Genomic DNA, 22,372 nt, shown 5'->3' with positions numbered 1-22,372 from the left:
GTTCGCACCGATGACCTGGAGCAATCAATACCTGTGGATCAAGATCTTTAGGCGGCTGCCGACCCCTCCTCGGCAGCCGGTGCCTCCTCGGGTCGCTCGATGAGCTTGCCCTTGCGGAATGTCGATCCGGCGCGGACCAGGGCGACGAGGTGAGGTGCGTTGACCGCCCGCCAGCGGGCCTGAGCCGACTCGATCAGCTTGAAGGCCATCGCCAGCCCGGCAGCGCGTGAGCCCGGCCCCTTGGTGACCTTGGTGCGGTGCCGGACAGTGGCGAAGGTGGACGGCCGGCCTGGACCAGGCCCTCGCCGCGACGTGGATGGGCACAACCTTCACCATCACCAAGTTCGACCGCTTCCCCCGCAACATCGAAGGGGCCTGCCAGATTCCTCAACGACCTGTCTCGCCGAGGCGTGCGTTCGCCATGGGCGCCTCGCTCTACGACTGGAGCGACCCGTTCGGCAGGTTGTTCCTGCAGACCATGGTCATGTCCGCCGAGTTCGAGGCCAACCTCGGACATCTGCGCACCGGCGAGGGTGTTGCGCCCAGGCAAAGCTTCTGCCCATGGGGTGCTTGTCAGAGGCCTCTGGCAGCAGAACCAGAGCCTTCCGAGGTTTGCTCTCCCACGCCGGCCCCCACGGTCAGACCCGTCTTCCTCGCTTCGGTTCTCTTGATCATCGCAGAGCGTCCCTGATGGCACGGGCCGCGTTGATCAAGCCGATGTGGCTGAGGGCCTGAGGAAAGTTGCCGATCGCTTCTCCCGTTGCGGTGTCCGCTTCTTCACTGAGCAGGCCGACGTCATTGGCGTGGGAGGCGACGGTCTCGAACGTTCGTCTGGCCTCGGTGTCCAGGCCGGTGAGGGCCAGGGCGTGGGCGAGCCAGAAGGTGCACAGCAGGAAGGTTCCCTCCTCGCCGGGGAGCCCGTCGGCGGAACGGTAGCGGTGTACCAGTCCCCGCGCGTCGGTCAGGTGGGTGGCGACGGCCTGCACGGTGGAGCGGATTCTCGGTTCGTCCGGAGGCAGGAACCCGACCAGGGGCATCATCAGCGCGGCGGCGTCGAGATGAGTGCCGCCGAACGTCTGCGTGAAGGCGCCTAGCTGCTCGTTCCATCCGTAGGTCAGGATCGCGGCGTGGATCTCATTCCGGATGCGTATCCAGTCGGCGGTCCTGGACGTCGCTCCCAGCGTGGAAGCCAGGTTGATGGCCCGGTCCAATGCAACCCAGCACATCAGCTTGGAGTGCGTGAAATGCATGCTAGGGCCCCTGATCTCCCACAGGCTCTGGTCCGGCTCCTGCCAGCGGTGGGCGGCGGTCTCGGCCGCCCCGACGAGCAGTGAGCGGGTGAGTGGATCGAATGGGCCGATGTCGCGGTAGGTCCGGTGGGCGGCGTCGAGCAGTTCGCCGTACACGTCGAGCTGGTGCTGGCGCCAGGCGTCGTTGCCGACCCGGACAGGGGCGCTGCCTCGCCACCCGCGCAGATGCGGAAGACTCCGTTCGCTCAAATCGCGCTCGCCGCCGATGCCGTACATGATCTGCAGATCTGGTTCCGCGTCGACCTGGGTGGCGGATGCGCGCGACAGGAAGGTGAAGAAGGCGGTTTCTTCCTCTTCGCAGGTGGCCGTGTTCAAGGCGTGCAAGGTGAAGCTGGCGTCGCGGATCCAGGTGTAGCGGTAGTCCCAGTTACGCTCCCCTCCGATACTTTCCGGCAGGGAGGTGGTGACCGCGGCGACGATCGCTCCCGTGGGAGCGTAGGTCATGGCGCGCAGGACCCGGCCGCTGTGATTGACCTGCCGCTGCCACGGCCCCTGGTAGTCGGCATGCGTGCGTGACCAGGAGCGCCATCCGCGGACGGTGTCGTGGATCCGGTGTGCGATGGCCCGGGAGGTACGGCGCGGCGGTTCGGGCCCCCAGGCCGGGCCGGCCTGCAGGGCCAGGCTGAGGCTTTGGCCTGCGCGCAGGGTGTGAGCGGCGTGGGCGATCGAGCCGTTGACGCGGAACTCGACAGGGCTGGACAGGGTGAGCACATCGGTTCCTCCGCGGGCGATCAGACCGCCGGGGACGGGGTGCATCAGTGGGCGCACGAGCCCGAACTCGGGCCGGGGTGCGTACACGATGTCAACAGGCACCCGCCCTTGGGTGCAGGTGAGTCGGCGCAGGAGCAGGCCGGGGGAGGATCTGCCCAGTTCGTGCCCGCGTTCTCCGCGGCCCAGTGCGAGGGCGTCCTGGAGTACCAGGGTGCCGTCGCGGGTTTGGAAGGTGGTCTCCACGACGAGGGTGTCCTCGATGTATCGGCGGGTCACCTCGGCCGGACCTGTAGGGTGGATCGCCCAGGATCCGGCGTCATCGTCCAGTAGCCGGCCGAAGACCGCCGGGCTGTCGAAGCGAGGCAGGCACAGCCAGTCGATGGAACCGTCGGATGTGACCAGCGCGGCCGACCGGCAGTCCGACAGCATCGCGTAGTCGCCGATCGGCCGGGTGCTCAATGCCGGATCCGCCCGGCGGCCAGGCTTCGCAGCAGGTAGACCAGCGCTGAGGCGGCGAAGAGAGCCAAGGTGATCAGGATCCATCGCGAGAGGTAGGGGACGGTGCTCAGGCCGACGGCCGCCCGGTAGTTGGGCTCAGCGCCGCGTAGGACGAGTGGGAACCACACGAGGAGCAACAGGGCGGAGAATGCGGTCGGCACGCGCAGGTAGTTGGTCGGAGCCGGCGCATGCCCCGGAAGCCTGGTCCGAGGTCGGGCAGCCGTACGACCGCGGCGGCGAGGGCGCGTGGTGCGGGTTCGGGCGGCGACGTCGGCTGCTGAATACAGGGGGAACAGCACCAGATCGTGGAGGATGACGGCTCCGACGAACCACACCAGGAATCCTGCCCAGATGCCGGCCTCGACCACTCGGGTGACGGCGTAACCGGCGAGCAGGAAGCAGAGGGCGAGCGAGAGCAGGTGCCAAGGTGGCGCGCCGTAGATCCTGCCCCACCTGCTGCGGCCGTTCATGTCCTCTCCTGGCGGAAGTCGAGTTCGCGCACCCATTTCGTGTTGTGCACGCCTGGGGCGTTAGGGACGATGACCCGCGCGGGGTATCCGTGATCGAGGGACAGGTCGGCGCCGTTGACCCGCAGTGCCAGCAGCGAGCGCGGGTCAGCGACTTGCGCGGCGCTGAGCGAGGCTTGGCCGAAGTAGCCGCCGCGTTGAAAAGACCTGGCGGTGACCCCGGTTGATCCGGCCACGATCCCGGCCAGGCGGGCGAGATCGGACAGCCGTACACCGGTCCAGGCCTGCTGGGTCGACCAGCCCTCGACGCAGGCGATCGGCAGGTCGTAGGTGTGCAGCGGCATCGCGAGCAGGTCCTGGCGGGACAGTTGCACGCGATGCGGCCCGGCGAGTGTCAGCCGCCAGGAATCGCCCGTCTGTTCGGTTGTGACGCCCAGGCTCGCCGCCGTCTTGTTGACCTGGAAGTCGTTGGGATCCGTGCCGTAGACCCGCCCGTGGGGCGCCAGCAGCGCTGTACGGCGCAGCGGCCCGTCGACGCACTGGCCGACCGACAGGCCGAACATGATCAGTGAGCCACCGCCGGCGAAGGCCAGCAGGCCGCGCCGGGACATCGTGGCGGGTGCCGGGTCGGTGGCGACCAGACCATCGGGATCAGGGGGCTCCGGGCGGGTGTCGGCCAATGGAGTACACAGATAGTCGCGCAGGCCGTGCGTCCGCAGAGTGTCGATGACGCGAGGCAGTTTGATGACGACGTGCACCACGAAAGCGGCCAGGAAGATCCATGCGCCGTAGAAATGAGCGGGGTAGAAGGAGAACGGGAAGACGTAGAAGAGCTGGGTGTTGAGGATGCCGGTGACGAATTGGAACACCGCGCCGCCGACCAGGAGCAGCAGGCTGGCGCGCTCGACGGCTTGGGCCACGGAGCGGGCGGGCGGCCAGGAGAACAGCTTGGGGATGACCGACCACAGCTTGGCCAGCAGGATCGGCACCAGCGTGAGGCCGCCGATGACGTGCGCGCCCTGGGTGACCCGATACATCCAGACGGGGTTCGTGGGCCAGTCGAACAGGTAGAAGCCGAGCAGGCCCCTGCCGGGGGTCGTGTCGTTGCCCGGCAGGCGAGGCTCGTAGGCGGCGTAGGACACCAGTCCGGTGAGCGCGACGACGAGGATCCCGGCCAGCAGGACCAGGCCCAGCACCGAGGTCAGCCAGGGGCCACGAAGCGGGCTACGCCAGAACTCCTGTCGGAAAGGCCCGGCGGGCCCTTCTCGCAACCATGCTGCCAGGCGGCCTGCCCTGGCGGACGTGCCCTCACGGCCACGTGACGAATCCGGCACTGACTCCCCCCGAATCCAAAATGTCAGCCGCTTGTTGTCCTTGCCGGAAACGCTCTTTCCAAAGCCACGCTCCGGCACGTTTCGCGCAATTGTTTGAACAATTCCGCTTCTCGACCGTTCCTGTATCAGCGGGTTACCGGGTTCGAAACCTCTACCAGGCTGGATGCTCAATCAGCACACTGACGATGACCTTGCCTCGGGCCATCGGCCGCCTCGTCCCCGAGGATGTCGTCGGCCTGGTTCGCTACGTGCGCAATCACCGGGCCGCGCAGACGGCGGTGTGGCCCGTCCGGCTGGCCGGAACACGGCGGGCGGGCCGCCGTCGACAGGGCATGCCGGGCGGGGTCCGGAGGGCTGGTCAGGGCGCGCGCGGTGAGACAGAAGTCGACCACGTTGTCGACATCCCCGCAAATGCCACTCTCAGCGTTCGCTGACGACCTCATCGACCTGCACATCCACATGCAGACCGTTACCGTTGCCCGCCGATGGAACCTCCGCGGGCGACAGGAGGCGCCCGGCGAGGAAGCGTTGCGTGATCTCCTGACCGGGCGATACAGATTCGCAGTTGACGACATCCCACACCGTGACCTACTCGACTGCGTCGACTCGGAGGGTAACCTACTGTTCCTCGATGCGCCTGCCGAGAGCGGCAATGATCAGGTGCAGCTTCGGGAATAGGCTGTGGAGGACGTGGCCTTGGTCGCCGCAGTGGCCTGCCCCCACAGGCCTAACTTAGGTCGCTGTTCCTAATCCCGTCAGCAACAAAGTGCGTTCGAACCGAACGGTGCTCCGGAAGCGGAAAAGTCAGGCAGGGAGGCCATCGGCACGACCTCAGCCTGCTGGCTCGCCCCTGTCGTCGGCCGGGTCAGTAGAGCCGTTAGGCTGAGCGCCTTGTTGCTTGCGCAAGAGAGCTTGCGCCACTGCGGCAGCGGTGGCGGCCTCTTCGCGTTGCTGCTGAGCGGTCTTGAGAGTGCGGGTGAGGTCGGCGAGCTCACCACGCAGCCGATCGGCCTCACCGGCGGAGTTGGCTTGGTCCTGGGCGGCGGTCTCGCGGGCCTGCTGAGCCACGGCGGCCGCGGTTACGGCTTGTGCGCGCCGCTGTTGTTCGGCGGCCAGCGCCTGGCGTAGCCGGTCGGCCTCTTCGGCGTGCGCCGCGGAGACGCCGCGGGCCAGGTCGCGCTCCTGCTCAGCTGTCCGGGTCTGAACCTCCTGCTTCTGTAGGAGACGGCGGAGGCCGGCGAGTTCGTGCTGCTGGTCGTTGGCCTGCCGTTCCAGTTCGGCGATGCGGGCGGTCGCGGTGGTGTGCAGCTCGGTGAGTTCGGTGGTCCGCTGGCGGGCGATGTCCCGGTTGTGCTCGGCTTGCCGCTGCCGGTCGGCGGCGTCGGTGGCGCGTTGCTCGGCTCGGGAGCGGGCGTTCTGGTGCTCGCCGACCTGGCGCCAGGCGTCCTGCTCGCGCTCCTCGGCACGGTCGCGGGCGGTCTCGGTTTGGGCGCGGGCCTGTTCGGCGGCGGCGATCCGGGTGGCGGCGGTGTTGGCCGCGGTCGTGGCGCGTCCGGACGACTGGCCAGCGAGCGACGAGTGCGAGCCGAGCCAGTGATGTGACGTCCACGTGAGACACGATCGAACAGGCGGTAGAAGGTTGCCCTCCTGGGGGAGTGCGGTCCTTCCGATAACTTGCGGGAACTTCTCCTTCTCGCAAGTTGGGCAAGGGTGCGGGTGGCGCAACGAATCTGATTTTTTGATTTTGATTTTCTAGAAAATCGAAAATGGTACGGTGCTGGCGTGGCTTCGAGACGTCAGGCGCGTGCGACTTTCCGGCCCTCGGACCCGCGGGGGCGGTCAGGTGGCGCGTGATGGCAGGCGGTTTCGGCAGCGTGTGGAGATGGGTCCAAGGGATCTCTTGCGGGAGAGTGGGTGGCGCGTGTGCGCCGGTCGATCGCTGTGTCAGGGGACGTCAGGGTTGGTGGGATGAGAAGCGGGCGGCTGCTTCGACGGCTCAGGAAGGGGCGGGTGGGTGACGGTGTGGGTGGCCTGTACGCGTGGAGATTTGTCACTTCGTAGGAGGGGTTGCGACTGATGGCCACCTGGGACCCGGCGGGGGAAGCGCAGGTCGGTGATGGCGGGGCTCGGCAGGATGAAGGCATGGTTACGCCGTGTAAGCACTGTGGGGCGCCGATTGAGCAGCGGCGGGGGAGAGGGCGGCCCAAGGCGTACTGTCCGGAGAAGGACTGTCAGGCGGCTGCCAAGCGGGAGCGGGAGTTGCGGCGGGCCACCCCAGGGCTGGAAGGGGCGCTGGCCAAGGCCGAGCAGCTGTACGACCGGATGGAGAGCGGGCTCGCCGCGGCCATTGAGCCGCTGGCTCGGGCGTTGGCCGATGAGCTCAGCCCGGCCGGTGTCGAGGCCAAGTTGAGTGCCGTGCAGGCTGAGGCGCACACGCGGGTGGCGATCGCGCGTACTGAGCGTGAGCAGGCCTTTGAGCAGGTACGGCTGGCGCGGGAAGCGGCCGAGCATGCCCGCAGGCAGACGGCTGAGATTCGGACGCGGCTCGAAGAGGCCGAGAACGAGCGGGAGACCGCGCTTGGCGATGCCGAGCGGGCACGCGAGCAGGCGCTGGCCGCGTTGCGGGAGGCGGCGAGCACCGAGCGGCAGGCTCTGCAGACGGCCGAGGAGTCCAAGCGGCGGGCTGAGCTGGCCGAGCGGCGGGCCGGGGAGGCGGTTCAGCAGGTCGAGTTGGTTGAGCGGGCCAGGGATCAGGCCGTGCAGGAGCTTGCTGAGCGGGTCGAACTGGCCGCCAGGGAGACCGCGGAGGCGCGGGGTCAGGTCGTGCAGGCCCGGGAGGAGGCGCAGGCTCGGGTTCTACGGGCTGAGGAGGAGGCGCAGGCCCAGGTCGTACGGGTGAAAGAGGAGGCGCGGGCGGAGGTCGTACGAGCTGAGGAGGGGGCTGAGGTGGCTCGGGGGGAACGGGATCGCGCCCGGGAGGAGGCGGCGGCCGCCGTTCGGGGGCGTGAGCAGGCAGAGCGGGACGTGGTCGGCGCGAAGGCCCGGGAGGAGGCGGCGGCGCAGGAGCGGGAACGGGCCGTGGAGCGGGCCGTCAACGCGGAGCGGGCCGCCGCCGAGGCCGGGCGTGACCGGGCGGTGGCGCTCAAGGACGCCGCCCGGGCGGCGGGCGAGGTGGAGCGACTGGCCGTGAAGGTGGCGGCGGGCCAGGAGGAAGGCGCCGCGGCGTTGTCGCGGGAGCGGAAGCTGATCTCCAAGGAGAAGGCGCGGGCCGATGCGGCGGTCAAGGAGCGGGACCGGTTGCAGGGGGAGCTGCGGTTGGAGCGGGTACGGCTGGAGGATCTGCGGGCCGAGGTGGAGACGGTTCGGGCTGAGGCGGCGCAGTTGAGGGAACGGGCGGTGGCTGCGGAGTTGCGTTCGACGTAGAAGGGCAGGGAGGAAGTGATGCCTGTTCCGGGCGTGCCTTGCCGCCAAACGGCCCTTCCGGGGGACGCAGCGCTCCGACCAGGCGATCATCTCGCACGGCGTGGAGTCCGGTGTGATCTTTGCTGCCGTGATGGCGATGAGTTTCCGGCGTCCGCCGGGTCGGTACCGGTGACCGTGATGAGGGAGGAGCGCCGAAATGGCTGACAAATACGACACGCAGCGGGCGGAGCGGCCGAAGGTCGTGTCGGCTGAGGAGTCGTGGCCAGCTCGTCGTGTACCAGTTCATGGACATCGGGCCGGACGCGTTCTGCTCGGGCTGCACCGCGTTCACCGACAGCGTCGTCGACCTGCCCAAGCTGGCCGGGCGCGACGTCGCGTGGGTGACGGTCTCGGACATGCCGCTCGCCCAGCTCTCCGGGTACGCGGCGGAGCGCGGCTGGACATTGCCGCTCGCCTCGTCGCGGGGCACCACGTTCTCCGCCGACACGGGCGCCGGCGGCGGGTTCCTGCTCAGCGTGTTTCTGCGCGACGGTGAGGACGCCTGCCGCACGTACTCCACGACGCAGCGCGGCGTGGATCGCCTGTTGTTCGCCCACAACATCCTCGACCTCACGCCGTACGGGCGGCAGGAGGAGTGGGAGGACTCGCCGTTGGGCTGGCCGCAGTTCCCGACGTACGGCTGAGGCGGCGGAACCGGCTACGGGCCCAGACCCTCTCGATCACCGGGTGGCCACTGCGTCGCGGTCCTGGGCCGGTTGAGGATTGGCTGCGTGCGGTCGATCCCCCGTAGGATGCCGATCATGGCTAGTCGCATTTCCGAACTGATAATCCCGTGCCGGGACCCGCAACGGCTGGCGGAGTTCTGGTGTGAGGTGCTGGGCTTCATCGTGCTCGACACCGAGGACGACGGCGCGGTGGAGGTCGGACCGCAGGAGGGGTTCGGCGGATTGCAGCCGACTCTGATCTTCAGCCCCACCACCGAGCCCAAGGTGGGCCTCCTGCGGCTGCACTTCGACGTCAACGCCACCGACCGCGACCAGGACGCCGAACTCGAACGCCTCCTGAAGCTCGGGGCACGCCCGGCCGACGTCGGTCAGACCGGCGAGGAGCCCTGGCATGTCCTGGCCGACCCCGAAGGCAACGAGTTCTGCCTTCTGCGAGCCCGCCTGAGCTGAGCTCCGGCAACCGCCGCGCCCAGGCCTCGTGGCGGCGACGGTCAAACCAGACCGCCGCGCCCGGGCCTGCCAGCGGCGACGGTCAATCCAGTCTGACCGCCTCCTTGAGGAAGACGATGCCGTCGATCGTGTCGAGCTGGGCTGGGTCCAGCGGGAAATAGGCGAAATCGTGGGAGATGCGCGGGGCGGGCTTCGTGATGGCCTGGGCCAGGCGGCGGGCGTCGATGAGAGAGTGATCCCACGGGAGCGTGGACAGGATGCCCTCGATGGTGTCCGGGGGCGGGATGTCGTCGCCGGCGGTGCCGAAGGCTGAGGCCAGGAAGGCGTACCGGTCGCCCAGGTGCGTCCCGGTGATCGCCCCCGCGCTCCACCACTCCAGCTGCTGGTCGCCGAACCGCATGAAGCTCTTGTTCCGCTGCAGGTGAAGGTTGCTGGCGAAGACCAGGGCCGGGCCGTGCTCGGCGATGGCACGCAGGTTGGCCGCCATCATCGCGTCACGCAGGGCCGACAGCCGGGTCCACCGTGCCGGGGAGGCGTCGGCCAGCCAGTAGTGGTAGCGGAGCAGGCCGGTGGCGGTGCGCGCGTACAGTGCCGCCCGCTCCCTGTCCTCCGCGCTCAGCCGCGGCGCCTGCGTGTCGAGCAGCGCCACCAGGTCGTCGGCGATCAGCCGCAGTCGCTGGGCGTCGGCGGACTGGCCGATCGACTGGGACGGGTCCATGGCCGTGGCCTCGTTCGTCCACCGGCCGTCCGGGCCGAGCAGCGTGTCAAGGGTTTCCCTGGTCACCACCGTGCCGGGGAGCGGGCCGTCCAGGAGGTCGTAGAGGGCGGTGAGCGCCTGGCGCGGGCTCTCGGCCCAGTATTCCAGCGGGCCGTCGAAGCCGAAGAACCGCAGCTTTTCCTCATGCTCCTCGTTGTACGCGCGCATCCAGCGCACGAGCTCGCGGATGGCCGGGGGCGCGCCGAAGCGGTGGCTGAAGCCGCGTTCCATGACGTCATCGAGCGTGCCCGCGCCCGTCGTGATGTAGTCGTGCACCACGAGGTCCCTGAGGCAGTCGCTCTCGATGGCGAACGACCGGTAGCCCTCGTGCTCGACCAGATGCCGGAAGATCTCGTTGCGCAGCTCGCCCAGCTCCGCCACGAAGTGCCTGGCCTCGCCCAGGCCGAGCAGCAGGGGCTTGGCGGGAAGCGATCGGAGGAACGCCGAGACGCCCGCGCCATCGAGCAGCCGGGCCGTGTCCTTGATATCCATACCTAAACGGTATCGTTGAACATTCGGTGTAAACTTTGTGGCGGGAATGCCGACCTCGGCACCACAAACCCTCAACCGGTGTGGAGCTTCATCAAGATCGGTTGAACAGCCCCCGTTCGAAGGCCACCGCGACGGCGGCGGCGCGGTCGTTGACGCCGAGCTTGGCGTAGATGTGCAGCAGATGGCTCTTCACGGTGGCCTCGCTGATGAACAGGCGGGAGGCGGCCTCGCGGTTGGTGGAGCCGCGGGCGATCAGCGCGAGCACCTCCAGTTCGCGCGCGCTCAACTGATCGGCCGGCGCGCGCACCTGGCCGATCAGCCGGGTGGCCACCGAGGGAGACAGGACCGCCTCTCCGCGCGCGGCGGCCCGCACGGCGCGGACCAGTTCCTCGGGCATCGCGTCTTTCAGCAGGTAGCCGGTCGCGCCCGCCTCGATGGCCGGCAGCACGTCGCTGTCGGTGTCGTAGGTGGTCAGCACGAGGATCCTGGCCGTACTGCCGCGCTCGGCCAGCCGCCTGATCGCGGTGACCCCGTCGGTGCCCGGCATCCGCAGGTCCATGAGGATCACGTCAGGCCGCAGCTCCTCGGCGAGGGTGACCGCCTGCGCGCCGTCTCCCGCGACCCCGACCACCTCGAAGCCCGGCTCGCCGGTGAACATGCCGCGCAGGCCGTCGCGGACGATGGGATGGTCGTCGACGACGATCAGCCGGATCGTGGGCTCGCTCATCGGAGCTCCTGTGCCGGGACCGTGGCCGAGACGGCGGTGCCCCCGCCGGGCTCCGACTCGATTTCCAGGCTGCCCGCCAGCCTGGTCACGCGTTGCCGCATGGAGGTCATGCCGAAGCCGCCGCTGTGGATGCCCGGATTGAACCCTGCGCCATCGTCACGTACGTCCAGCGTGACCACGTCGTCCATGTAGGACACGGTGACGCCGACCCGGGCGGCGCCGGCGTGCTTGCCCACGTTGGCCAGCGCCTCCTGCGCCACGCGCAGCAGGGTCACCTCCACCTCGGGGTGCAGCGGCCGGGCCAGGCCGGTCGTGGCGAACTCGGTCCGCACGCCGTGGATGCCCTCCCACCGCTTCGCCACCTCCGCCAGCGCCTCCGGCAGACGGGCGGACTCCAGCTCCCACGGGCCCACCGCGTGCACCGACCGGCGGGCCTCGGCCAGGCTGTCCCTGGCCAGCCGGGCGGCGTTGTCGAGATGGCGCTGCCACTCGGCCGGGTCGTGCTTGGCCCGGGCGGCGGCCTGGACCTGAGTGATGATCCCGGCCAGCCCCTGCGCCAGCGTGTCGTGGATCTCCCGTGCCATGCGCTGGCGCTCGTCGGTGGCGCCTGCCTCGCGGGCCTGCAGGAGGAGCTGGGCCTGGAGCCCGGCGTTCTCCCGCATCGTCTCCTCCAGCTTGGCGTTGGCCTCGGCGAGCCGGACGCTCTGGTTCGCGGTCATGTCGCCGAAGAGGCTGAATAGGACGACCAGGATCACGATGGCGACGATGACCAGCACGTAGGAGGAGATGACGGCCGGATCAGGGCCGGGCAGCCCGCCGAAGTAGCCGGTGACCGCGGCCGCCGCCGTCGCGGCCACACCCGCGATCCGCCATCGCCCACGCAGCAGGTGCCAGGAGTGGATGTAGCCGGTGAAGGCGAAGAATCCGGCGAACCACGCGCTGAGCAGGCCCAGCGCCGCGGCGAACGCCACCAGTCCGGCGATGTAGAGGCCCGCCACCTTGCCGTTCGCCATCCAGGAAGGGTGCAGGGTGACCATCCACAACACCCATCCCCCGGCGAGCGCGCTCAGCCCCAGGACGGCGAATCGCTGGTCCCCCGAGACGTCCCCGGTGAGCAGCGCGAGCGCCGCCGAGACGGCCAGCAGCACGTACGGGACGACGGCCAGACCGGTGGCTATCCGTGTCATGCCCGCCTCATTCCCAGCGGAAGAAGCGGGCCGCGACCAAACCGATGACCAGCGCATATATCGCCATTATGGCAAGAAGCAGGGGCTGCGTCGCCGTCCCGCTCCAGGCATCGTGGACGGCCTGCCTGAACAGGCCGAGCGGGGTGAACCCGCCGATCGTGGCCAGCAACTCGGGCATGGCCTCCTTGGGCTGCATCACGCCGCCGAGGAAGGCCAGCGGGAAGTAGAGCAGCACGCCGATCCCGTTGGCGGCGCGCCCGCTCGCCGCGGTCGCGGCGATGAGCAGGCCGACCGCGAAGATCGCCGAGGTGCCCAGCAGGAAGGCGGAAACCATCGCCACGACGCGGGCGGGCACGGCCGCCTGGAAGACCGACACCGAGACCGCGACGAGCACCGCCGAGGCGAGCAGCGCGAACACGAGCTGGAGGATCAGCTGCACGCTCAGCAGGGCGCCCGGGCTGACCGGTGTGGTGGACAACCTGCGCAGGATGCCCCGCTCCCGATAAGTGGCCAGGGTGGTGGGCACCATGTAGAGGCCCACCAACCCGACCGCGATCGTCATCGACATCGAGGGCAGCGCGGTGTCTCCTGGACTGGCCCCGCTGCTGAAGATCACCAGGATGAAGAGCGGGATGACCATGCTGAAGATCGCACCGGGGTCGCGCAGCAGGAGCTTGGACTCGACCTTGGCGAGTCTCGAAAAGCCCGTCATCAGCTCTCCTGGGTGTCGAAGGCACGGCCGGTCAGGGCGACGAAGGCGTCGTCGAGCGTGTGCTGCTCGACCCGCAGCTCGGCCACCGGGACATGGCCACGAGCCAGCGCGGAGGTCACCGCGCCGGCGAAGTCCCCCCGGCCCGCGACGATCACCCGGTCGCCGGAGCGGGTCACCGATGCCACCCCCGGCAGCCCCGTCAGCAGCGCGTCGTCGAACGGCGTCAGCGGCCGGAAACGCAGATGCTGGTCGGCGTCCACGGCCGAGATCAGGTGTGAGGGAGAGTCCAGGGCGACGATCCGGCCCCGGTCGAACACCGCGACCCGGTCGCACAACTCCTCCACCTCGTCCATGAAGTGGCTCACCAGGACGACCGTCACGCCCGCCGCTCGCACCCGCTTGATCAGCTCCCAGGTGGCCCGGCGGGCGGCCGGATCCAGGCCCGTGGTCAGCTCGTCCAGGAAGGCCACTTTCGGGTCGCCCACCAGTGCCAGGGCGATGAACAGGCGCTGCTTCTGCCCGCCGGACAGGGTGCCGAACCTGGCCTGGCGTTTGTCGGCCAGGCCCCACTCCTCCAGCAGCTCACGCCAGTCCTTGGGCGCGCGGTAGAAGGAGGCGTACAGGTCGAGGGCCTCCCACACCTTGATGTTCTCCGGCAGGAGCGACTCCTGCAGTTGCACGCCGACCTGGTGGCTCAGCTCCCGCCGATCCCTGACCGGGTCGAGCCCGAGCACCCTGATCGATCCCGAGTCGGGCCGCCGCAGCCCCTCGGCGCACTCCACGGTGGTCGTCTTGCCCGCGCCATTGGGCCCGAGGATGCCGAAGATCTCGTCCTGCTCCACGGAGAAGGACACCTCGTTCACCACCGGGAGCCTGCCGTACCTCTTGACGAGGTCGTTCACCTCGATAACCGCCATGCACTCAGCCTGGCCGGACGTCGCCATCGCCCGAATCGCCCGCCCGGCCATGATCCGCCGCTGATACGGCTGAGCCAGGAATCCACCGATCGGTTGATGCGGTCCCCGAGGACTCCGGTACATCGCCCACGCAGACGGCACTCCCGGCTTGCTGACGGAACGCCGCGTCGATCGCCGCGGCGTGGCAGACCACGTTCACTCACGGATCCCGACGCAGGCGCTCTCGCCAGGGATGTGTGGTGTGTTCCGTCTCCAGCGCCTCGTCCAGCCAGCGCCGCTGAGCGAGGTTGAGCAGTGGGAGGACCGCCTCGAAATCCGCCTCGTCCTTCGGCCGCGGGCCCTTGGCCTTGTAGAGCAACTGCACCTCCGGGACAAGCCGGTGGAAACCGTCCTGCTCGACGGTCAGCTCGGCCAGCGGGCGGCGGATCCGGGGATCACGCCGGTAGATCCACTCCTCTCCGTCGGTCTCGTCCAGCATGAGCTGGAACCGCCATGGCCCGTCAGGATGCTCGCGTACCCAGATGTCGTGCGCCTGCTCGGGCAGCACCTCGTCCAGCGCCCATGGCCGCAGCGTCTGGGGGACGACCGCGGCGTGGACGTCCCAGTCCTTCAGCAGGTGCCGCACCGCGAGCTGGCCCTGGCGTGGCAGCGCGATGTCCACGTCCCCGTGCTCGCGGTAGGCCTGGCCCACTGCCAGTTCGATCGCGTACCCGCCGGCCACCCACCACCGAGTCGTCAACCCGCTCATCAGCGCGACGACCTCGGCAAGTGGCGCGGCTTCCCAGGGCCCCCACGGTGTCTCGATCCTCGTCATGACGGAAATCATGCACCGAAGAGGTCGGCCCGCGGTTCGCCTGCCGGTCAGTTCGCCATGCCGGAGAACATGCCGGGCTCGTAGGAGCCTCCCGGGTTGCGCACGATCACGTTGAGCCGGTTGTTCGCGTTGATCATGGCGACCAGGGAGACCAGTGCGACGATCTGGTCGTCGTCGTAGTGCCTGCGCACCTGGGCCCAGGTCTCGTCGGACACTCCGTGGTGGGCGTCGGCGAGCCGGGTGCCCTCCTCCGTGAGCGCCAGCGCGGCCTGCTCGGGCTCGGTGAACACGGTGGACTCGCGCCAGGCGGCGACCAGGTGGAGCCGGACCGCGGTCTCCCCGGCGGCCGTGGCGTCCTTGGTGTGGTAGTCGATGCAGAAGCCGCAGCCGTTGATCTGGCTGGCGCGCAACATCATCAGGTCCTGGGTGGCCTGGGGGAGCGGCGACTGCTGGATCGCCAGGGCGACGTTGTAGATCCGCTTGGCGATCTTGGCGCCGAGCGCGTTGGCCATCAGGTCGAAACGGGGTTCCATGAGTTCGTCCTCACGTGTGGAGTCGCGTGCCGCGCGGACGGTCCCGCGCGGCGTTCTTACGGACATGGAGATGCCGGCGACCCGATTCTTGTGACGGCGCGGTCATGTGACGTGCGCCACCGATCAGACGAGGTGAGCCTCGTAGGCGGCGATGACCAGATGGACGCGGGTGCGGGCGTCGAGCTCAGGGCAGGCTGCTCGCCGACGCCAGGATCACGGAGCTGGTACGCCCCGGCACCTCGCTGGAGGAGGCGTTCATGGACGTCATCGAGAGGAGCGCGCCGTGAACGCGGTCGCCGCCGAGTGGATCAAGCTGCGGACCCTGCGTTCGACCTGGTGGGCGCTGGGCATCGGGGTGCTGGTGGCGCTCGCGCTGACCGCGCTGGGCGCCGCCACTGTCATCGCGCGCTGGAGTCCCGACCGCGCGGGTGATCAGGCCGCCATGGGGGTCATCGTGGCGGTGTACGTGGGGGTGATCCTGGCCCAGCTACCGCTCGGCATGCTGGGCACGATGACGATCAGCGGGGAGCACGCGTCCGGCATGATCGACACGACGTTCGTGGCCACGCCGTCCAGGACCCGCGTACTGATGGCCAAGGCGGCCGTGCTGAGCGCGGCGGCGATCGCCGGCTCCCTGCTCATCGCGGTTCCCGGCTACCTGTACGGGCGGTTCATAGCCGCGGAGTTCCACCCCTCGCTGCTGCCCGCCGGAGCCTGGACGGTGATCGCCGGCGGCACGCTCATGATCGTGGTCACCACCCTGCTCGGACTCGCGCTCGGCACGATCCTGCGCAATGGCGCCGTGGCGACGGCGGCGCTGGTGGCGATCGTTCTCGTGCTGCCGTTCGTCGCGCTCGTCCTGCCCTGGGGCGAGCGGGTCAACCGGTGGTTGCCGGGGTATCCGGCGCTCCAGCTGATCGAGCAGGTCCCGGACATCATGCCGACCTGGATGGCGTTCACCGTGCTCGCGGGATGGGCGGTCGTCCCGCTGTCGATCGCGGTGCTCACCAACAGGCGATCCCGCCACGGAACCTGACTAGTTGCCGAAGTAATGGCCTTGGCCGAGGTCCGCGATGAGCCCTGGCTGCTCCGGCTTCCAGCCCAGCCGGTCACGGGTCAGCGCGCTCGACACCGGGTTGTCGATCGTCACCAGGCGGGCGAGGAAGGCGAAATGGCCGGCTGCCTCCTCGGGGGCGATGCCGACGGCCGGCAGTCGTAGCCGGCGGCCGATCGCCTGCGCGATGTCACGGAACGGCACGCCCTCCTCGTCGGTGGCGTGCAGGCGCGAACCGGCCGGAGCGGCCTCCACGGCCAGCCGGTACAGGCGTGCCGCGTCGAGCCGGTGCACGGCCGGCCAGCGATTCGTCCCGTCTCCGACATAGGCGGACACGCCCTTCTCGCGGGCGATGCCGATCAGGGTCGGGACGAAGCCCTTGAGGTCTCCCTCGCCGTGCACCAGCGGCGCGAGCCGTACCGCGGAGGAGCGCACGCCGCGCTCGGCCATCGCGATCACCGCGAGCTCGGTCGGCAGCCGCAACGCCCCCGGCCCTTGGAGATCGCCCGTTCCCGCCTCCGTGCTCAGACGCCCGGGCGTCAGGCCCAGGGTTCCCGAGGTGAACACGAAAGGTTTGCCGGAGCCTTCGAGCGCCGCGCCGATCGCCTCGGCCGCGCCGCGTTCCACCCCCGCGCGGGCGGCCGGGTCCGTGGTCTCGGAGATGTGCTGGTTGGCCGCGTGAACGACTCCGTCCGCCGCCGCGGCGCCGGCGCGCAGGTTGTCGAGGTCTTCCAGATCTCCGCGGCGCACCTCCACGCCGGCCGCTGACAGTGCGGCGGCGGCCGCGTCCGAGCGGGCCAGGCCGAGGACCTGATGCCCCGCGCCGAGCAGCTCGCGGACGACAGCGGATCCGATGTAACCCGTCGCGCCCGTGACGAAAACACGCATGTCAGTGCACTCCATTCGGTACCAGGGGGCGCCGGCCTGATGTGGCGGCCCGGCGGTCCCAGCTTGTGACCAGGGTGCGCTCCGGGTCCAATGAATGTTTCGCGACAGGCATCCCGATTCGTGCATCACCCCAGCTCTGGGAGCATGCGGGGCTACGCTGACGTCATGCCCGACTCTCCGGAGGACCTCGATCTGCGGCTGGTGCGCTCGTTCACCGCCGTCGCCGAGCACCGGCACTTCGGCCGCGCCGCCACCGCGCTGCATCTCACCCAGTCCTCGCTGAGCCGGCAGATCGCCCGCCTCGAACAGCAGGTGGGCGCCCGCCTGCTGGACCGCACCCCGCAGGGCACCCGGCTCACCGAGGCCGGTGAGGCCTTCCTCCCGCTCGCCACCGCGGTGCTGCGCTCCGCCACCCGGGCCACGGCCCGCGCCCGGGCCGCCGCCCGGCCACGCCGGATCGCCATCGGCTACGTCGGGAACCTCATCGTCACCCCTGCGGTGCGCGACCTGCGCCACCGGCACCCCGACGCGGAGGTACGAATCACGCGCCTGGCCTGGAACGAACCACACGCCGCGCTGCTCGATCACCGGGTGGACGCGGTGATGGCCCGGTTGCCGTTCGCCACCGACGAGCTGCACGTCACGGTGCTCTACGACGAACCCCGGGCGCTGCTGATACCGCTGGACCATCGCCTGGCGGGCAAGGAATCGGTCACCCTCGACGACATCGCCGACGAACCTCTGCCACGGGCGCTCGACCCGCTCTGGAACGCCTTCTGGCGCGCCGACCCCCGGCCCGACGGAAGCCCGGCGCCCGACGGTCCCCTCATCGAGGACGGCGAGGACAAGATCGAACTCGTCGCCGGCGGGCAGGCCGTGGCCATCGTCCCGGCCACCGCCCCCATCGGCGGCCTGCGCCCCGACCTCACCACGGTCCCCCTGAAGGGCGTCGAGCCCAGCCACGTCGTGCTGGCCACCCGCGCCGGCGACCGCGGCCACCTCGTCGCGGCCTTCCGCACATGCGCGGAAGCTCGCCTCACCGGTCCGGCCGTCCCTGCGAGCCCGTAGTCCGCCGATGACTCAGCTCCCTGCCACGGGCGCCGATTCGTCCAAGACCGAGCGGGCCGGCCGCATGGTAGCTTCCGGGCAGGCCCGCGAAGGAAGGGGCGGTGGCCGTGACCAGCGCCGAAGACGATCACGACGAGCAGCGACGCCGGCCATCGGCATGGCATGCGGCATGGGACGTACTGGGGCCGGTGATCGACCTGGTCACGCCGATGGCGGTGCGGGTCGCGGCCACGCTGGGGCTGAGCGATCTGCTGGCCGCGGGCGCGATGCCCGTCGAGGAGCTGGCCCGCAGGTCCGGCACCGACGCGGACGCGCTGGGCCGGATGCTGCGTCACCTGGTCTGCCGGGGCATCTTCGCGGAACCTGAGCCGGGCAGGTTCGCGGTCAACGAGCCCGCCGCGCTGCTGGCGTCCGGCCACCCCTCCAGGATGCGGGAGCTGCTCGACCTGGACGGTTTCGGCGGGCAGATGGACCTGGCGTTCACGGGTCTGCTGCACACGGTCCGCACCGGGAAACCGGCGTGGGAGACGGTCTTCGGCGCCCCGTACTGGAGCCACCTGGCCGCCACCCCGCAGCTGAGCGCCTCGTTCGACGCGATGATGGCCGAGTCGGCCGACTCCGTCATCGACGTCGCCGGCGGCTATGACTGGTCCGGTGTGCGGCACGTGGTCGACGTCGGCGGTGGCACCGGCGCGCTGCTCGCCGAGGTGCTGAGCGCCAACCCGGACCTCCGCGCCACGCTCGTGGATCTGCCCGACACGGTGGACCGGGGCCGGCGCTACCTGGCCGGGCGCGGGCTGGACACGCGGTGCGCGTTCGCCGGCCAGAGCTTCTTCGATCCGCTGCCCGCCGGGGCTGACGTTTACGTGCTCAGGCGCGTGGTGCACGACTGGGGCGACGACGAGGCCCTGCTGATCCTGCGCCGGTGCGCCGAGGCGGCCGGGCGGCACGGACGCGTCGTCGTGGTCGAGACCCAGGGCGGTCCCGGTGACGACCCGGCCATGTTCGCCGAGATGAACCTGCGCATGCTCGTGCTCAGCGGGGGCCGCGAGCGTACCGTCGAGGACTACATCGCCATCGCCGCCGGAGCCGGGCTCGACACCGCCGGCGTTCACGACACCCCGCTCGGGCACGTCATCCTCGACTGCGTCCCGCTGGCCAAATGACCAACTTTGTCGAGAGATGCGGCTTACGATCACACGCGTGACGCATCATCGATCTTCAGAAGAAGAGACGGGTGGCCGGACCACCCTGGTGGAGGCGGGGCCGCATCGCATCAGCGTCACCGTCTTCGGCAGCGGAGAACCGGCTGTGATCATTGAGCCGGCCTTCGGCGGGAACGCGGAGTCCTGGCGGGACGTGGCGGAGTCCCTGGCCGGAGAGACCACGGTGGTGACGTATGACCGAGCGGCCTACGGCGCCAGCAGCCGGGCGCAGGACAACAGGATGCCGGCCGACATCGCCCGCGATCTCCACGAGGTTCTGAACGCGGCAGGCATAGCCCGCCCGGTCGTGCTGGTCGGTCATTCGGCCGGCGGCGTGCAGGTCAGGGCGTTCACCAAGCTCTACGACACGGAAGTCGCCGGCATGGTGCTGGTCGACTCCAGCACGGAGGGCCAGACGCAGGTGCTTCGCGACTGTCTTCCCTGGCGGGACCGGTTCTTCGAAGCGGTGATCCTGCCTTTCCTCATCACGGTTTCCCGGCAGATCCGCAGCGGCGCCGACCGGCGGTCGATGATGCGCGAGTTGCGGGCCATGAGACGGTTGACGGCAGCCGACCGGTCCCTGGCCGAGGGAGCTCTGGGTGACAGACCACTCGTCGTGCTGACTCGCGGCCCTCGCGACAGCGACGCGGTCGCCGAGGACTGGCGTCGCTGGCACCGCCTCAACGCGGGCCTGGCCCGGCTGTCGGCCAACAGCCGGCATGTCATCGCCGACCGAGCCGGCCACTACATCCACGACGACGATCCCGGGCTGGTCGTCGCCGCGATCAAGGACGTCCTGCACAGCGTGCGAACCGGACACCGGCTCGACGACCTCCCGGCCACCGGATGACCACACCGGCCTGAGCCCACGGCGGCGCCGGTCACGCACCGCTGACGGCGGGCGGCTCGGTGGTCGCGATCCTGTGCTGGACATCGATGGTCAGCTTCTCCAGCAGCTCCGCGAGCGTGACCCGTTCGGCCGCGCTCAGCCCAGTGACCAGGGACGCCTCACGGCCGAGGACCGAGTCGACCGACCGTTCGATGAGCGCGTGACCCTCGTCCGTCAGCGTCACGGCGACACTCTTGCGGCCGGTGTCGCCGGGGCTGCGCCGTATCAGGCCCTCGCGTTCGGCCCTGGCCACGCGCTGGGAGATCGCGCCGGCCGTCACCAGCGTGCGGCGGGCCAGCTCGCGGGTGCTCAGCCTGTACGGCGGCCCGGCCCGGCGCAGCACCGAGAGCAGGTCGAGGGTGGCCGCGTCGATCCCGGCGGCGCGCAGGACGCGGCCCCGGTCGTCGGCGAGGATCTTGGCCAGCCGCCAGATCGGCGTCACGATCTCGATGGAGTCGGTCGGCGTGCCGGGACGCTCGCGCTGCCAGGCGGCCGCGATCTCCGCGGGGCTGGTCGGGATGTCGGCCATTTGGAAATCCTCCGCTATGTTAAGGTCTAAATATATCAGTCAGGGGGTCAACATGGGCAGGACCGTACTCGTCACCGGCGGAACCAGCGGCATCGGCCGGGCCGTCGCCGCTCGTTTCGCCGCCGACGGCGCCGACGTCGTCATCACCGGGCGCCACATGACCACAGTCGGGCCCGCCGCCGAAGAGCTCGGTGTGCGCGGGCTGGCTTGCGACGCCGCTTCCCCCAGCCAGGTCGCCGCGATGGCCGGGGAGCTGGGCGGCTCACTCGACGTGCTCGTCAACGCCGCGGGCGGCCTGCCCACCGGCCTGGCCGCCGGAACGCCGCCGCTGGAAGCGCTCGCCCAGGAGTGGTCGTCCAGCGTCTCCGCCAACGTGCTCACCGCGGTCCTCACCACGGCCGCGGTCCGCGACAGGCTCGCGCGGGGAAGCGCGATCATCAGCATCGGGTCGATCGGCGCCGAACGCCTCGGCGGCTCCTACGGCGCCGCCAAGGCCGCCCTCGCCGCCTGGAACGCCTCCCTCGCCGCCACGCTCGGCCCCGAGGACGTCACCTGCAACGTCATCTCCTCCGGATACGTCGCCGGCACCAACTTCTTCGGCGACGGGATGACCGAGGAACGCCACCGGAAACTCGTGGACGAGACGCTGCTCAAGCGGCCGGGCACACCCGACGACATCGCCCAGACCATCTTCTTCCTCGCGTCGGCCGGTGCCCGGCACATCACCGGCCAGACCATCCACGTCAACGGCGGAGCGTTCACCACCCGCTGAAGGCGGCTGAGAGCCGGGGGCGGAGGTGGTAGGACAAGGACGTGACGAAAATCAAGGAGTTCGATCTGGCTCTGCCCGACGGCCGCACGCTGCACGTGTACGACACGGACGCGGACGATGCCGCCGATCGGCTGCCGGTCCTCTGGCACCACGGCACGCCGAACCTCGGCACGCCACCCGAACCTCTCTTCCCGGCCGCCGAACGGCTCGGCATCCGCTGGGTGTCCTACGACCGCCCCGGATACGGCGGTTCCACCCGGGAGCTCGGCCGGACCCTGTCGTCCGCGGCCACCTACGCCCGGCACGTCGCCGACGCGCTCGGCATCGGCGGCTTCGCGGTCATGGGCCACTCGGGCGGCGCCTCGCACGCCCTCGCCTGCGCCGCCCTGTTGCCGGAGCGCGTGCGGGCCGTGGTCGCCGCTGCGCCGATGGCCCCGTACGACGCCGACGGGCTCGACTGGTTCGCCGGCATGTCGCGCTCCGGCCAGGCCTCCCTGCGCGCCGCCGCCGAGGGGCGGGCGGCGAAGGAACGTCATGAGGCGCGGGCCGAGTACGACCCGGAGATGTTCGCCCCGGCGGATCACGCCGCGCTCAACGGCACCTGGTCCTGGTTCGACAAGGTCGTCGGCCCTGCCCTGGAGCCGGGACGAGACGGGCTGATCGACGACGACCTCGCGTACGTCTCCCCGTGGGGTTGCGACCCCGCCCAGGTGAGCGCGCCGGTCCTGCTCCTGCACGGCGACCAGGACCGGGTCGCGCCCAGCTCGTACGGTCAGTGGCTGGCCCGCCGCTGCCCGGACGCCGAGCTTCGGCTCTCGCCCGGCGCCGGGCACATCTCGATTCTCGACTCGGCCGCGGAGGGCTTGGACTGGCTCCGCGCGACCACGAAGTGACCGGCCGGTTCAGAGCC

The 22,372-nt window shown here is 70.0% G+C and carries 24 protein-coding genes and 1 pseudogene; 10 read left to right on the top strand and 15 right to left on the bottom strand.

The window, feature by feature from the left end; genetic code table 11:
- Positions 1–47: 47 nt before the first annotated feature.
- Positions 48–281, bottom strand: a pseudogene (locus ACFPZ3_RS65555) (IS256 family transposase); the annotation flags it as partial.
- Positions 282–289: 8 nt separating this feature from the next.
- Between ACFPZ3_RS65555 and ACFPZ3_RS65550 the strand changes: the two are divergent.
- Positions 290–691 carry a recombinase family protein gene (locus ACFPZ3_RS65550; protein WP_379524529.1) on the top strand — a complete coding sequence of 134 codons (402 nt, stop codon included), beginning with the start codon at positions 290–292 and terminating at the stop codon, positions 689–691.
- Here the strand turns inward: ACFPZ3_RS65550 and ACFPZ3_RS65545 are convergent.
- The 5 genes from ACFPZ3_RS65545 to ACFPZ3_RS65525 all read right to left on the bottom strand — a co-directional run bounded on the left by ACFPZ3_RS65545 (position 672) and on the right by ACFPZ3_RS65525 (position 6,045).
- The gene (locus ACFPZ3_RS65545) at positions 672–2,480 is read right to left on the bottom strand and encodes a glycoside hydrolase family 15 protein (RefSeq protein ID WP_379524485.1); all 1,809 of its coding nucleotides are present in this window, start codon (positions 2,478–2,480) and stop codon (positions 672–674) included. The two genes, ACFPZ3_RS65550 and ACFPZ3_RS65545, sit on opposite strands and share 20 nt — an antisense overlap.
- Positions 2,477–2,989, bottom strand: a complete 513-nt coding sequence (locus tag ACFPZ3_RS65540) for a hypothetical protein (RefSeq protein ID WP_379524484.1) — start codon at positions 2,987–2,989, stop codon at positions 2,477–2,479. Before ACFPZ3_RS65540 ends, ACFPZ3_RS65545 begins: the two co-directional genes overlap by 4 nt.
- Positions 2,986–4,182: a molybdopterin-dependent oxidoreductase gene (locus ACFPZ3_RS65535; RefSeq protein WP_379524483.1), complete on the bottom strand. Its 1,197-nt coding sequence runs from the start codon at positions 4,180–4,182 to the stop codon at positions 2,986–2,988. The genes ACFPZ3_RS65540 and ACFPZ3_RS65535 overlap by 4 nt, the downstream gene beginning before the upstream one ends.
- 558 nt (positions 4,183–4,740) lie before the next feature.
- Positions 4,741–4,902 (bottom strand): hypothetical protein, encoded by a 162-nt coding sequence (locus tag ACFPZ3_RS65530; RefSeq protein ID WP_379524482.1) that lies wholly within the window; start codon positions 4,900–4,902, stop codon positions 4,741–4,743.
- Positions 4,903–5,151: 249 nt separating this feature from the next.
- The gene (locus tag ACFPZ3_RS65525; RefSeq protein ID WP_379524481.1) at positions 5,152–6,045 is read right to left on the bottom strand and encodes a coiled-coil domain-containing protein; all 894 of its coding nucleotides are present in this window, start codon (positions 6,043–6,045) and stop codon (positions 5,152–5,154) included.
- Between the two features lie 417 nt (positions 6,046–6,462).
- Here ACFPZ3_RS65525 and ACFPZ3_RS65520 point away from each other — a divergent pair, with 417 nt between their 5' ends.
- The 3 genes from ACFPZ3_RS65520 (at position 6,463) to ACFPZ3_RS65510 (ending at position 8,918) form a co-directional block, all read left to right on the top strand.
- Positions 6,463–7,743, top strand: a complete 1,281-nt coding sequence (locus ACFPZ3_RS65520; RefSeq protein WP_379524480.1) for a hypothetical protein — start codon at positions 6,463–6,465, stop codon at positions 7,741–7,743.
- A gap of 200 nt (positions 7,744–7,943) precedes the next feature.
- Positions 7,944–8,426, top strand: a complete 483-nt coding sequence (locus ACFPZ3_RS65515; protein ID WP_379524528.1) for a DUF899 family protein — start codon at positions 7,944–7,946, stop codon at positions 8,424–8,426.
- 117 nt (positions 8,427–8,543) lie between these two features.
- On the top strand, positions 8,544–8,918 hold the full coding sequence (locus ACFPZ3_RS65510) for a VOC family protein (RefSeq protein ID WP_379524479.1): 375 nt from the start codon (positions 8,544–8,546) through the stop codon (positions 8,916–8,918).
- Positions 8,919–9,000: 82 nt separating this feature from the next.
- On the opposite strand, the gene ACFPZ3_RS65505 is transcribed toward ACFPZ3_RS65510, so the two are convergent.
- The 7 genes from ACFPZ3_RS65505 to ACFPZ3_RS65475 form a co-directional block, all read right to left on the bottom strand.
- Positions 9,001–10,167 (bottom strand): erythromycin esterase family protein, encoded by a 1,167-nt coding sequence (locus tag ACFPZ3_RS65505; RefSeq protein ID WP_379524478.1) that lies wholly within the window; start codon positions 10,165–10,167, stop codon positions 9,001–9,003.
- A gap of 91 nt (positions 10,168–10,258) precedes the next feature.
- Positions 10,259–10,894, bottom strand: coding sequence for a response regulator (locus tag ACFPZ3_RS65500; RefSeq protein WP_379524477.1), 636 nt, complete (start codon positions 10,892–10,894; stop codon positions 10,259–10,261).
- A complete protein-coding gene (locus ACFPZ3_RS65495; RefSeq protein ID WP_379524476.1) occupies positions 10,891–12,081 on the bottom strand; it encodes a sensor histidine kinase in 1,191 nt (396 codons plus the stop codon). Before ACFPZ3_RS65495 ends, ACFPZ3_RS65500 begins: the two co-directional genes overlap by 4 nt.
- A gap of 7 nt (positions 12,082–12,088) precedes the next feature.
- The gene (locus ACFPZ3_RS65490; protein ID WP_379524475.1) at positions 12,089–12,793 is read right to left on the bottom strand and encodes an ABC transporter permease; all 705 of its coding nucleotides are present in this window, start codon (positions 12,791–12,793) and stop codon (positions 12,089–12,091) included.
- Entirely contained in the window at positions 12,793–13,710 is a 918-nt protein-coding gene (locus ACFPZ3_RS65485) for an ABC transporter ATP-binding protein (RefSeq protein WP_379524474.1), read from the bottom strand. The genes ACFPZ3_RS65490 and ACFPZ3_RS65485 overlap by 1 nt, the downstream gene beginning before the upstream one ends.
- A 199-nt stretch (positions 13,711–13,909) precedes the next feature.
- Positions 13,910–14,524 (bottom strand): nucleotidyltransferase domain-containing protein, encoded by a 615-nt coding sequence (locus ACFPZ3_RS65480; RefSeq protein ID WP_379524473.1) that lies wholly within the window; start codon positions 14,522–14,524, stop codon positions 13,910–13,912.
- A gap of 47 nt (positions 14,525–14,571) precedes the next feature.
- Positions 14,572–15,057 carry a carboxymuconolactone decarboxylase family protein gene (locus tag ACFPZ3_RS65475; protein ID WP_379524472.1) on the bottom strand — a complete coding sequence of 162 codons (486 nt, stop codon included), beginning with the start codon at positions 15,055–15,057 and terminating at the stop codon, positions 14,572–14,574.
- 283 nt (positions 15,058–15,340) lie between these two features.
- On the opposite strand from ACFPZ3_RS65475, the gene ACFPZ3_RS65470 reads away from it, so the two are divergent.
- The gene (locus ACFPZ3_RS65470; RefSeq protein WP_379524471.1) at positions 15,341–16,093 is read left to right on the top strand and encodes an ABC transporter permease; all 753 of its coding nucleotides are present in this window, start codon (positions 15,341–15,343) and stop codon (positions 16,091–16,093) included.
- On the opposite strand, the gene ACFPZ3_RS65465 is transcribed toward ACFPZ3_RS65470, so the two are convergent.
- Positions 16,094–16,999 carry an SDR family oxidoreductase gene (locus tag ACFPZ3_RS65465; RefSeq protein WP_379524470.1) on the bottom strand — a complete coding sequence of 302 codons (906 nt, stop codon included), beginning with the start codon at positions 16,997–16,999 and terminating at the stop codon, positions 16,094–16,096.
- Positions 17,000–17,164: 165 nt separating this feature from the next.
- On the opposite strand from ACFPZ3_RS65465, the gene ACFPZ3_RS65460 reads away from it, so the two are divergent.
- The 3 genes from ACFPZ3_RS65460 (at position 17,165) to ACFPZ3_RS65450 (ending at position 20,122) form a co-directional block, all read left to right on the top strand.
- Complete coding sequence (locus ACFPZ3_RS65460; RefSeq protein ID WP_379524469.1) at positions 17,165–18,067, top strand: LysR family transcriptional regulator; 903 nt, start codon at positions 17,165–17,167, stop codon at positions 18,065–18,067.
- Between the two features lie 107 nt (positions 18,068–18,174).
- Complete coding sequence (locus ACFPZ3_RS65455) at positions 18,175–19,233, top strand: methyltransferase (protein WP_379524468.1); 1,059 nt, start codon at positions 18,175–18,177, stop codon at positions 19,231–19,233.
- Between the two features lie 37 nt (positions 19,234–19,270).
- The gene (locus ACFPZ3_RS65450) at positions 19,271–20,122 is read left to right on the top strand and encodes an alpha/beta fold hydrolase (protein WP_379524467.1); all 852 of its coding nucleotides are present in this window, start codon (positions 19,271–19,273) and stop codon (positions 20,120–20,122) included.
- A 31-nt stretch (positions 20,123–20,153) separates the two neighbouring features.
- Here the strand turns inward: ACFPZ3_RS65450 and ACFPZ3_RS65445 are convergent, their stop codons facing one another.
- Complete coding sequence (locus tag ACFPZ3_RS65445; RefSeq protein WP_379524466.1) at positions 20,154–20,690, bottom strand: MarR family winged helix-turn-helix transcriptional regulator; 537 nt, start codon at positions 20,688–20,690, stop codon at positions 20,154–20,156.
- A gap of 52 nt (positions 20,691–20,742) precedes the next feature.
- On the opposite strand from ACFPZ3_RS65445, the gene ACFPZ3_RS65440 reads away from it, so the two are divergent.
- Positions 20,743–21,462, top strand: a complete 720-nt coding sequence (locus ACFPZ3_RS65440; RefSeq protein WP_379524465.1) for an SDR family NAD(P)-dependent oxidoreductase — start codon at positions 20,743–20,745, stop codon at positions 21,460–21,462.
- Positions 21,463–21,503: 41 nt separating this feature from the next.
- Positions 21,504–22,355, top strand: coding sequence for an alpha/beta fold hydrolase (locus ACFPZ3_RS65435; protein ID WP_379524464.1), 852 nt, complete (start codon positions 21,504–21,506; stop codon positions 22,353–22,355).
- Positions 22,356–22,372: the final 17 nt, after the last annotated feature.

This window comes from Nonomuraea insulae (genome assembly GCF_042656245.1).
Note: the sequence above shows the minus strand (reverse complement) of the source record. Positions and strands in the feature narration are given on the sequence as shown.

Excerpts from the sequence above, each read along its gene's own strand:
- ACFPZ3_RS65540 (WP_379524484.1), bottom strand. The coding sequence starts at position 2,989 with ATGAACGGCCGCAGCAGGTGGGGCAGGATCTACGGCGCGCCACCTTGG.
- ACFPZ3_RS65520 (WP_379524480.1), top strand. The coding sequence starts at position 6,463 with ATGGTTACGCCGTGTAAGCACTGTGGGGCGCCGATTGAGCAGCGGCGG.
- ACFPZ3_RS65510 (WP_379524479.1), top strand. The coding sequence starts at position 8,544 with ATGGCTAGTCGCATTTCCGAACTGATAATCCCGTGCCGGGACCCGCAA.
- ACFPZ3_RS65505 (WP_379524478.1), bottom strand. The coding sequence starts at position 10,167 with ATGGATATCAAGGACACGGCCCGGCTGCTCGATGGCGCGGGCGTCTCG.
- ACFPZ3_RS65500 (WP_379524477.1), bottom strand. The coding sequence starts at position 10,894 with ATGAGCGAGCCCACGATCCGGCTGATCGTCGTCGACGACCATCCCATC.
- ACFPZ3_RS65495 (WP_379524476.1), bottom strand. The coding sequence starts at position 12,081 with ATGACACGGATAGCCACCGGTCTGGCCGTCGTCCCGTACGTGCTGCTG.
- ACFPZ3_RS65490 (WP_379524475.1), bottom strand. The coding sequence starts at position 12,793 with ATGACGGGCTTTTCGAGACTCGCCAAGGTCGAGTCCAAGCTCCTGCTG.
- ACFPZ3_RS65485 (WP_379524474.1), bottom strand. The coding sequence starts at position 13,710 with ATGGCGGTTATCGAGGTGAACGACCTCGTCAAGAGGTACGGCAGGCTC.
- ACFPZ3_RS65480 (WP_379524473.1), bottom strand. The coding sequence starts at position 14,524 with ATGACGAGGATCGAGACACCGTGGGGGCCCTGGGAAGCCGCGCCACTT.
- ACFPZ3_RS65475 (WP_379524472.1), bottom strand. The coding sequence starts at position 15,057 with ATGGAACCCCGTTTCGACCTGATGGCCAACGCGCTCGGCGCCAAGATC.
- ACFPZ3_RS65465 (WP_379524470.1), bottom strand. The coding sequence starts at position 16,999 with ATGCGTGTTTTCGTCACGGGCGCGACGGGTTACATCGGATCCGCTGTC.
- ACFPZ3_RS65460 (WP_379524469.1), top strand. The coding sequence starts at position 17,165 with ATGCCCGACTCTCCGGAGGACCTCGATCTGCGGCTGGTGCGCTCGTTC.
- ACFPZ3_RS65445 (WP_379524466.1), bottom strand. The coding sequence starts at position 20,690 with ATGGCCGACATCCCGACCAGCCCCGCGGAGATCGCGGCCGCCTGGCAG.
- ACFPZ3_RS65440 (WP_379524465.1), top strand. The coding sequence starts at position 20,743 with ATGGGCAGGACCGTACTCGTCACCGGCGGAACCAGCGGCATCGGCCGG.